7 protein-coding genes and 1 rRNA gene are annotated in these 10,080 nt (G+C 43.1%); 1 reads left to right on the top strand and 7 read right to left on the bottom strand.

What is annotated here, in order from left to right; genetic code table 11:
- A 5S ribosomal RNA gene (gene rrf / locus CLV31_RS20260) occupies window positions 1-79 on the top strand; the annotation flags it as partial.
- A gap of 57 nt (window positions 80-136) precedes the next feature.
- Here the strand turns inward: rrf and CLV31_RS20255 are convergent.
- From CLV31_RS20255 to CLV31_RS21890, 7 genes are all read right to left on the bottom strand, one after another.
- Window positions 137-1,045 carry a TolB family protein gene (locus CLV31_RS20255; protein ID WP_111394908.1) on the bottom strand — a complete coding sequence of 303 codons (909 nt, stop codon included), beginning with the start codon at window positions 1,043-1,045 and terminating at the stop codon, window positions 137-139.
- Window positions 1,046-1,091: 46 nt separating this feature from the next.
- A complete protein-coding gene (gene selD, locus CLV31_RS20250; protein WP_111394907.1) occupies window positions 1,092-2,135 on the bottom strand; it encodes a selenide, water dikinase SelD in 1,044 nt (347 codons plus the stop codon).
- On the bottom strand, window positions 2,116-3,162 hold the full coding sequence (mnmH, locus tag CLV31_RS20245) for a tRNA 2-selenouridine(34) synthase MnmH (protein WP_111394906.1): 1,047 nt from the start codon (window positions 3,160-3,162) through the stop codon (window positions 2,116-2,118). The genes selD and mnmH overlap by 20 nt, the downstream gene beginning before the upstream one ends.
- 149 nt (window positions 3,163-3,311) lie before the next feature.
- A complete protein-coding gene (locus tag CLV31_RS20240; protein ID WP_111394905.1) occupies window positions 3,312-4,358 on the bottom strand; it encodes a BF3164 family lipoprotein in 1,047 nt (348 codons plus the stop codon).
- A gap of 543 nt (window positions 4,359-4,901) precedes the next feature.
- Window positions 4,902-5,222: a thioredoxin gene (gene trxA, locus CLV31_RS20230; RefSeq protein WP_111394903.1), complete on the bottom strand. Its 321-nt coding sequence runs from the start codon at window positions 5,220-5,222 to the stop codon at window positions 4,902-4,904.
- A 131-nt stretch (window positions 5,223-5,353) separates the two neighbouring features.
- Entirely contained in the window at window positions 5,354-9,649 is a 4,296-nt protein-coding gene (gene dnaE, locus CLV31_RS20225) for a DNA polymerase III subunit alpha (protein ID WP_111394902.1), read from the bottom strand.
- A gap of 139 nt (window positions 9,650-9,788) precedes the next feature.
- Window positions 9,789-10,070: a hypothetical protein gene (locus CLV31_RS21890; protein ID WP_111394901.1), complete on the bottom strand. Its 282-nt coding sequence runs from the start codon at window positions 10,068-10,070 to the stop codon at window positions 9,789-9,791.
- Between the last annotated feature and the right edge of the window lie 10 nt (window positions 10,071-10,080).

Raw genomic sequence — 10,080 nt, 5'->3', positions numbered from 1 at the left:
CCATCCCGAACAGAGAAGTTAAGCCCTGCAGCGCCGATGGTACTGGGGTTACTCCCGGGAGAGTAGGTCGCCGCCACATTATTCAAAGCCTTCAGCTAATCCCTGAAGGCTTTTTTGTTTTAAGGACCTTTTCGTTTTATGGTTTATGATAGCGCACATAAGCTATCCAATTGCCCTCAGGACTCCAACTATGGACATTAATCGTGCCTTGGCCTCCATAAAAAACACGTGTAAGGTCTTTTATTTCTTTCGTGGCCATATCCATAATTCTTAGCTTTACATCTTTCCCAAAAGGATGAGCCCCCTTTTGATCTTCCAGATAGGAGATGTATACTATTGACCGATTGTCTGGTGATGGATGAGGGAACCAATTATCATATTCATCAAAAGTCAACTGTTCTTGGCCACTTCCATCTGGTTTCATTCGATAGACTTGCATTCGGCCTGTTCGGTGTGAATTAAAATAGATCCATTGGCCATCATAGGAATATTCGGGTCCGTCATCAAGGCCATCTGAATTGGTTAGTCTTATTTCTTCACCGCCCGTACTAGGGATGATGTACACATCCCATTGACCATTCCTTTCGGCACAGTAGGCTAGAAATTTCCCATCTGGACTAATCCCATGCCAATAGCTTGGGTAAAGAGGTGTAATAAGTTCCGGTTTTCCTCCTTCTATTGGAATAGTATAAATTCTTGAGCCTAAGCCTTTGTCGTTTTTGCTAAAAATGAGTGTTTTTCCATCAAGGCTTATTCCGTGATCATTGTTGGCAGAGGTGATTAACTCTGGATGTAATTGTCCGAGGTTCTTGCCGGTTAGATCAATCTTTTCGATTAATCCACGGGAATTAATTAACAGGTATTTGCCATCTCGGGACCAATTTGGTGCTTCGAAATGTCGTTTCTCCTTCAGGATAGATTTTTCTTCTCCTGTCTTTACATTAAGGATAACGAGCTCGCTAGTCACGTTTTCTGGTGTTTGTGACCATGCCGAATAGCTTATCAAAATGGATAAGCAAGGCATAAATAGTTTTTTGAAATACATGGCATTGGGTGATTGGTTATACCCAATTTACCTTGATTTTCAGCTATTAAGAAACCACCTCTACTACAAACTGGCCTTTGGTGAAAAAATCTCCAATCTCCCAGAAGGGCTGATTATGTTTTGCCATGGTTGACTCAAACCATTCTTTATTTTCTGGCGAAACGGAAATCAACAGTCCTCCGCTGGTTTGGGGATCACAAAGTTTGACTAGATCCATACCTTTTACTCCAGTGACTTTGGAGTTAAAGGCATTCCAGTTTCTATAAGTATTGTCAGGAAAAATAAACTGGTTAATATAGTCTTGAATACCTTCGATCAAGGGTAATTTGGCTAAGTCAACTTGAGCGGAAAGATTTGCACCTTCTGCCATTTCTATTAAATGACCCAAAAGGCCAAAACCTGTCACGTCGGTCATGGCATGAACTTCCTCATGGTTCCCAAGAATCTCACCAATGGAATTAAGGCTACAAGTGGTATCCAGCAAATTCACATAATCCTTTTCTGAAATTTTCTGACGCTTGAGTGCAGTGGCTAATACTCCAATCCCAATTGGCTTGGTGATATACAATAGATCACCCTCTTTACTTTCTTGGTTGGTCTTTATTTTTTTAGGATGAATTATCCCATTAACCGAAAGTCCAAAAATCGGATCTTTTGCTGCAATAGAATGCCCGCCTGCTAATTCAATTCCCGCCTGTTTGCAGATGCGTTTTGCTCCTTCCAGGACTTTTGCAGCCAATTCTGGTGCTATTTTTTCCACTGGCCAACTCAATATGGCATTTGCGAAAATGGGTTTACCACCCATGGCATACACATCGGAGATTGCATTGGCAGCAGCAATTCTTCCAAAATCAAAAGGATCGTCTACAATTGGTGTAAAAAAATCTACTGTATTAATGAATGCCATATCCTCCGAAATCTGATACACTGCGGCATCATCTTTTTGGGAGTTACCAACCAGAAGGTTGGGGTCAATCTGAGAAAATGAACCACTGGAGGACAGGATTTGATCCAAAATAGCAGGGGCAATTTTGCAACCGCAGCCTGAACCTTCGCTCCACTCGGTGAGTCTAATTTGTGGGGATTCCATAAAATTTGTTCTTAGTATTCAATAAAAGTTGAACTTGGTTGCCTACCGGAAGACCTGACAGGTCCATATGAACTGTTTTGCTTGCTTCATGTCTATGCAAATCAAAATCATAGGTTTTGTCGTAGTAAACCAACAGATTTGAGATCCAAGAGGGATGATTTTTAACCTGTATATCCAAAATGGCTTGTTGGGTCCTTAGTCCCCCCAATCGCTTTTGGAGGCGTTTTACTGCAGCGATCAATTCAGATTCAGGAAGCTGTCCGTACTCCTCTGCAATATGTTCGATCCGTTCGTTTTCTGTTTTATGGATTTCCAACAGTGGGGAGTTGATCATTTGCTCATAGAAGCGGTCAGGAATGATTACTCTGCCTATTTTTCTGCTTTCATTTTCTACCCAGATCGGAATGCTTGAGTCGGTGGTCCGCAATTCCTCTGCTAAATGATTTTCAAATTGCTCCACACTGGGTTGAGGTAATTGGCCGATCGAGCCGAAAGAGGAACCTTTGTGATGGGCGAGACCTTCCAAGTCAATGACCTGTTCTCCGGATTCTTTTAGTTTTTTAAGTAGTACGGTTTTTCCGGTCCCGGTTTTTCCTCCCAAAACCAATAAAGGATACGTTTCCCTCACTTTTTCAAAGGTGTAGGTTCGGTAGGTTTTGTACCCTCCTTTGAGTCTGAAAATTTCAAAGCCCACCATAGAAAGTAGCCAAGATAGGATCTGACTCCGCATGCCTCCTCTCCAACAGTAGACAATCGCTTGGCGGCCGGGAAATCTATCCAGTGCCTCTTTTTGAATTTGGTGAAATCGAGGACCCACAAGTTCAAAACCCTTTAAGGTAGCTTCCAGAGCGCCTTTTTCTTTGTATAGGGTTCCTACTTTTACCCGTTCTTCATTGGTCAGTATGGGTAGGTTGAAAGAACCCGGAATCTGGCTTTGCCCAAATTCCCCCTCGCTTCGTGCATCGATCAAGGGGATTTGCTTGCGAAGTTTCCAGAAGTCGTTTAGAGAAATAAGTTGCTCGGCCATTTGAGCGATGAATATAAAAAAAGCCGCAAAGAGTTCTTTACGGCTTTCGATCTAAGTGTAATTAAGAATTAAAGTTGTGCGTCTAGCTTTTGGATTGAGGAAGCATTTAAGACTTCACAAGCTTGCCTTTCCAGACTCCTTAAGAAATATTACTGAGGCAATGAATAGATGGCAATGCCTGGGTCAGAGTCTGTGGTAATACCGTATAATTTTTTATTTTCTATATCTAAGGCAATACTGCGGAATGATCGATCTAACTCATACTGCTCAATCATATTCCCGTCCAAGTCGTAAACGCGTAAGATTTTTGCAACCTCTGAAGTCTTTTTTATCGCTGGCTCACTAATGCCCCCATAGAGCGCATAAATTCTATCCTCGGTAATCTCTATATCCCGGTATTGGTATGGGGCATCCCAAGCCCAAATAACTGTAGACCCACTTGCTTCTTGATGAAGTTCAAATTCAAAAACTTCCGGATCTGGTCCATAGATCGTTTTGAATTCTTTGGTTCTGGCGTCAAACACATCTATTTTGTCATAATAGATAGATGCGATGGCAAAAATGGTTTTCTCAGGATTTGAATTGAACCATCCTGAATTAATCTGGGAAAGATTGAAATTGTCTAGGTCGGTACGATCGGTGAAATTCTCCAAAGATCCGTAACCTCTTTCAAAATCACCGGTAAGTCCAAATTCTACGAAGCGATGAGGGGAATCCACAAACGTACCCAAAAATGTTGAATCTGTGAGAAACAGGCAGGAATATGCTTTAAAGAAATTTACTGGCTGCTTGATTTGATGCATTGCAAGGTCGGACTGTTCAAAAAGAGAAAACTCACTGATCCGCTTCTCCATTGAGCTATAAACCCAAAATGTGGAATCCTTGCTTCCTAGGTCAAAGTCTGAAGCATTAGAAATCTCCCCCGGTCCGAAACCTGTTTTTCCCTGTGAAAACAGGTAGGACATGTTAAAAGTATCCAATACATGGATCAGAGGTAAACCAGGAGTAATACGAGAATTTTCAGAAACCAACAATTTCCCATTTTTGAACCGGATTTTCATCGGCATTTTCAATTCCTCAAAGTAAATCTTCTCAGATTTGAGTTGGATAGTTTCCTGTTCTGTGCGTTTTTTTGAGCAAGCAGGAGCGAGTATAATGGCGATTGCAATAATTGATAATGTAATTTTGAAGTTCATATGTTGTGAAAATGAAAAAATTGCGCACGATTTCGTGCGCAATTACTTGAAATGGATTAAACATCTACAGGCCCACAAACTGGTCCCGGCCTATCAAAATCGTATTTTGTACCAAATCGATCAAAACACCCATTGTCATTTGCCTGACAGCAATCCGCTGCCACCGATCCAAATGTCACCGACATCGCTCCAACGAAAACCAATAAAAACAGTGGTTTTGCTAAAATTCTTAGTTTTTTTATAAATATATAAGTTAAAGTGTTGAACGGTCGTAATAAAAAAAAAGTATTTCGATTTTCCAAGCCTTAGTTATTTAATTTTTTCTATACTATGATTTTATTATTCGTGATCGGATTTGTATCCCGAGATGGGCATATCTGCTAAGATACCTTTATTGAATGATGACATAAGAAAAGAAGAACCACCCCTAATGAAAAGCAATCGGTGTCTATTGTACTGTTTTCAGATTAGATTTCGGAAAAAAAGGTTAAAAAAAAGCCGCAAAGAGTTCTTTACGGCTTTCGATCTAAGTGTAATTAAGAATTAAAGTTGTGCGTCTAGCTTTTGTGCCAAGACTGCTTTTGGAACAGCACCGACTTGCTTGTCGACGATTTTTCCGTCCTTGAAAAAAAGCAAGGTTGGGATAGAGCGGATACCGAATGCTTGCGCCACGGATGGATTGGAGTCCACGTCCACTTTACCGATTACTGCTTTTCCTTCGTATTCTGCCGCCATCTGCTCCACTACCGGGCCGATCATTTTACAAGGACCACACCATTCTGCCCAGAAGTCTACCAATACAGGTTTATCCCCTGCGACGATCTCTTCAAAGTTAGCGTCGGTTATTTCAATTGCTTTTCCCATTGTATTCTTGAATTAATAAAGTTCTGTTTTCAAATATATCAGCTTAAGCCGATTGATTTAGAATAAGTTCCTGCCGAAATCAATAAATTCTCTATGTCTCATCGACTAAATCTATAACCAATCAACAGAATTTAGCGATCCACTACTTTGTAAACTACCTCAGGTAATTGTTTAAGCTCTTGGATCATATCGGCACTCGGATCGATGGTGTATTTTTTGGAGAAAAGCTCCAGCGTAATATTTTCTCTTTGGTCATTGACCTCAATATAAAGCTTTGCATCTCCTTTATATTTCGTGGTGATAGCTTCTAGCTTTTCCATTAGATCATAAGTCAAATCGTCCAAATTGATATTGACCTTGAGCCCTTTGATCATCTTTCCTCTGACCTCACTGAGAAGTGAAATGCTGCTGATCTTGAATTCCACTTCATTTTCATTCCCCCACTTTTTTTGTTCGACTTTTCCAGTCAAAAACAAAAACCATCCGGTCATGAAGTACTGCTTGAACTTCACATAGTCGTCGCCAAAAATGAAAAAGGTAAACGAACCGTGGTAATCCTCCAGGGTAAGTGTCCCAAATGGTTTTCCGTTTTTGGTGGTACGGTGGGCAAAGCTTGAAACCGAACCTGCCATCCTTAATTCATTCCTGCCCTTCAGGCTGTCCAAATCGGCCAAAGCGGTCAGCGGAGTATTCGTAAATGACTCGATTTCCAGCTTATATTGATCTAAGGGATGGCCGGAGATGAAAAGTCCTACCACTTCTTTTTCGATATTCAGTTGTTGGATTTGGGAAAACGGCTCGATTGGTGCTACAGATGGCAAAGGGATTTCAGCATTTCCTCCCCCTCCTCCAAATAGGCTCACCTGGGCGCTGTCTTCTTCCTGCTGAACCTTTTGAGCATATTTCGTAGCCTTTTCGATAAGGGTCACATCCCCGTCTGGAGCTTCTAAGTATTGTCTTCGATGGTGCTCCTTAAAGCAGTCAAAACTTCCTGCCATGGCCAAAGCTTCCATGGTTTTTTTATTCAATGCACGGGAATTCACCCGCTTCGCGAAGTCGAAAATGTTTTTATATGGCCCATTTTTTTCCCTTTCCTTGATGATTTCATCCACAGCTCCTGCTCCGGCCCCTTTGATGGCAGCCATTCCAAAACGAATCTCTCCAGCTGCATTTACGGTAAATCCACTTTTGGATTCATTGACATCCGGACCCAATACAGGAATTCCCATCCGCTTACATTCTTCCATGAAAAAGGTCACCTGCGTGATGTCATTCATGTTGTTGCTAAGTACAGAGGCCATGTATTCGGCAGGGTAATGGGCCTTCAGATAGGCGGTCTGATAGGCGATCCACGCATAGCAGGTGGAGTGGGACTTGTTGAACGCATAAGAGGCAAAGGCTTCCCAGTCGGTCCAGATTTTTTCCAGCTTTTTAGGTTCATGTCCTTTGGCGGCTGCCTGCTCGACAAATTTGGGTTTCATCTTGTCCAGTACATCCTTCTGCTTTTTACCCATTGCTTTTCTCAGGACGTCCGCCTCACCTTTGGTAAATCCCGCCAATTTTTGGGACAAAAGCATGACCTGTTCTTGGTAGACGGTGATCCCGTAGGTTTCCTCCAAGTACTCCTTCATGTCGTCCAAGTCGTAGGTAATTGGCTCTTGGCCATGCTTTCGCTTGATGAATGAAGGGATATAAGCCAAAGGTCCCGGACGGTAGAGGGCATTCATCGCGATCAAATCAGCAAAAACTGTGGGCTTCAGTTCACGCATGTATTTTTGCATTCCGGGACTTTCGTACTGGAAGATGCCGACCGTTTCACCTCGTTGGAAGAGTTCGTAAGTCTTTACATCATCTATTGGAAAAACATCCGCATCGAGTAATGTTCCATGCCGTTCTTTCACAATCTTAATGGCATCTTTGATCAGCGTAAGGGTTTTTAGCCCCAAAAAGTCCATTTTCAACAGTCCCGCAGATTCCACGACTGAGTTGTCAAACTGGGTACAGACCATATCTGAATCCTTAGCCAAGGCCACCGGTACATAATTGGTTATGTCAGCTGGGGTAATAATAACCCCACACGCATGAATACCGGTGTTTCTTACCGATCCTTCAAGGACTGCAGCTTGATTTACAGTCTTGGCAGATTCATCTTGACCTTGAGCAATGCGTAACAATTCTTCCGCTTTTTGGAGAAGTTCCCCTTGTCCTTTGAGCTTGTCTTGGAGAGCAGTACGGTTTTTCGCTAATTCAAAAAGTGTTTTGAGTTTGATGTCTGGAACCAAATTGGCTAGCCTTCCAGCTTCGGCAAGTGGCAAATTCAATACCCTTGCCGTATCTCTAATGGCTGATTTGGCCGCCATGGTGCCATAAGTGATGATCTGAGCGACTTGGTTTGAGCCATACTTTTTGATCACATAATCGATTACATCCTGGCGGCCTTCGTCGTCGAAGTCAATATCAATATCGGGAAGTGAAACCCGGTCCGGATTGAGGAATCTTTCGAAGAGTAGATCGTATTCGATCGGATCTACATTGGTGATGCCTACACAATATGCCACTGCAGAACCCGCCGCAGAGCCCCGTCCAGGCCCCACCGAAACGCCCATATCCCGAGCGGCGCGGGTAAAGTCCTGGACAATCAAAAAGTAACCCGGATAGCCGGTCTTTTCGATCGTAGCCAATTCAAAATCCAATCGTTCTTGGATTTCAGGAGTGATTTCTTTGTAGCGTTTTTTTGCCCCTTCATAAGTCAAAAAGCGCAGATAGGCATTTTCTCCTCTTTTCCCTCCATCGACCTCATCCTCCGGATGCCTAAATTCCTCAGGAATGTCAAACTTGGGAAGCAGGACTTCCCTCGCTAATTTATAAGCCTCACATTTGTCCACAATTTCTTGAGTACAAGCGATTGCCTCAGGAAGATCTGCGAAAAGCTTTTTCATTTCCTCGGGACTCTTGAGGTAAAATTCATCATTGGGGAAGCCATACCGGAATTCCCGGCCCCGCTTTCCGATATACTTTTTGGGCTTTTCTACCAATTCGCCATCCTTCACGCAGAGCAAAATGTCATGGGCTTTTGCATCACCTTTGTCATTGTAATAGGTGTTGTTTGCAGCGAAATACTTGACCTGGTATCGCTTCGCAAACTCAAGGAGAACCTCGTTTACTTTTTCCTCCTCAGGAATCCCATGTCGATTGAGCTCGACATAAAAGTCTTCACCAAACTGCTCTCTCCACCAAAGGAATGCTTCCTCCGCCTGAGTTTCACCGACATTCAGAATCAAATAGGGAATTTCACCCCAAAGTCCTCCCGTGGTGGCAATCAGGTCTCCTTTGTATTGGACCAGTACCTCTTTGTCAATTCTTGGTACGTAGTAAAATCCCTCAATATTGGCGTAAGAGGCCAATTTGGCTAAGTTGTGGTAGCCGGCTTTGTTTTTGGCAATCAGGACGGTTTGGTAGCCGTCATCCTTATTGGCTTTGTTTTTCCGGTCTCGGCACAGATTGAACTCACATCCTAAAATGGGTTTGAGCTCTTTTCCCATTGCCTCTTTCACAAAGTGAAAGGCTCCCATCATGTTGCCGTGATCGGTCATCGCAATGGCAGACATCCCCATGGATTTAGCTTTGGCTACGATGGCAGGTATTTCGGAGGTCGCTTGGAGTACCGAGTATTGGGTATGGACATGAAGATGGGTAAATGGAACTTCCGCCAGGTCAGAAATATCTGCTTTTCCGGCCTGCTTAAGAATGTCTTTGGCCGCTTTTTGCTCGTCTTTAGCTTGGACAAAATTGGCTTCGGCCAGCTTGGGCGCTTCATAGAGGACTTCCTCGAGCAAAATTCCAGGTTCTGGTTTTTGAACTCCCTGCGTGATCAAACCAAAAAAGCAGCGGGCGGTAGCGTCCACGTCATAGGCCGCATCGTGCGCGTCATCAAAGCCGACTCCGAAAAGTTTTTTGTGGAGTTCGGTCAGAGTCGGCCACTTGTATTTCCCTCCTTTACCTCCAGGGAGGGCACAGAAATCCGTGGAAATATCCTTGGTGTCGAGTTCGGCTTTACTTTCAAGTGGCATTACCAGCTCAGCTCGTAAATATTCCGAACCCACCACATTGATATCAAAACCTATGTTGTGGCCCACCAAGAATTTGGCCTGAACTACATCTTCGCGGAACACCTGAAGAATTTCCTTAAGGTCGTGACCTTCTGCCAAGGCACGCTTGGTGGAGATGCCGTGCACTTTTTCAGCATTGTAGGGGATGGTAAAACCCTCTGGCCTAATGATGTAATTGTGGTTGGAAAGTAATCGGCCTCGGGCGTCATGCAACTGCCAGGCGATCTGAACAAGTCTCGGCCAGTTGTCCACATCGGACATGGGTGCATTGTAATCCCGTGGCAAACCGGTGGTCTCGGTATCAAAAATGATATACATACTTCTTGGGGAAATGAGGCCTCAAATTAGGGGATTATGCCCAAGCAAAAAATCGATTGGCGGGAATTGTCGCAAATAAAAATCCAAGAACCTGGTTTTCTTGCGAATGTACTCAAGTACTTGATAATCAAATAAATATTTAAATTGAATTTTGAAATTGTCCAAGTTGTATTTTGAATTTGTACAGATTTTTACCGTGGTAAAGGTGTCTGAAATCCCAAAAAAACCGGGGATCCATAGCTAAATCAAATTTAAAATTTGGGAAAAGATTTTTTGGATGGACGGAAATTTGCCAGTAACCTTCTTTCAGGTTCAAAAGAACTGGTAAAAGCCAATTCTTGGACTTCTTCGGGCTTCCGACATCGTTCGCTTGTGCTGAGCGCCGTCGAAGCATCAAGCCTAATATCTGGAGAATATTCATCTACTGGCAG

Origin of the sequence: Algoriphagus aquaeductus (genome assembly GCF_003253485.1) — a bacterium.
GTDB classification, from domain to species: domain Bacteria; phylum Bacteroidota; class Bacteroidia; order Cytophagales; family Cyclobacteriaceae; genus Algoriphagus; species Algoriphagus aquaeductus.
The sequence above is the reverse complement of the archived record's forward strand: the minus strand, read 5'-3'. Positions and strand labels throughout refer to the sequence as shown.

What these genes read in the sequence shown, in the direction of transcription:
- selD (WP_111394907.1), bottom strand. Translation starts at nt 2,135, where the DNA reads ATGGAATCCCCACAAATTAGACTCACCGAGTGGAGCGAAGGTTCAGGC.
- trxA (WP_111394903.1), bottom strand. Translation starts at nt 5,222, where the DNA reads ATGGGAAAAGCAATTGAAATAACCGACGCTAACTTTGAAGAGATCGTC.
- CLV31_RS20255 (WP_111394908.1), bottom strand. Translation starts at nt 1,045, where the DNA reads ATGTATTTCAAAAAACTATTTATGCCTTGCTTATCCATTTTGATAAGC.
- mnmH (WP_111394906.1), bottom strand. Translation starts at nt 3,162, where the DNA reads ATGGCCGAGCAACTTATTTCTCTAAACGACTTCTGGAAACTTCGCAAG.
- CLV31_RS21890 (WP_111394901.1), bottom strand. Translation starts at nt 10,070, where the DNA reads ATGAATATTCTCCAGATATTAGGCTTGATGCTTCGACGGCGCTCAGCA.
- dnaE (WP_111394902.1), bottom strand. Translation starts at nt 9,649, where the DNA reads ATGTATATCATTTTTGATACCGAGACCACCGGTTTGCCACGGGATTAC.
- CLV31_RS20240 (WP_111394905.1), bottom strand. Translation starts at nt 4,358, where the DNA reads ATGAACTTCAAAATTACATTATCAATTATTGCAATCGCCATTATACTC.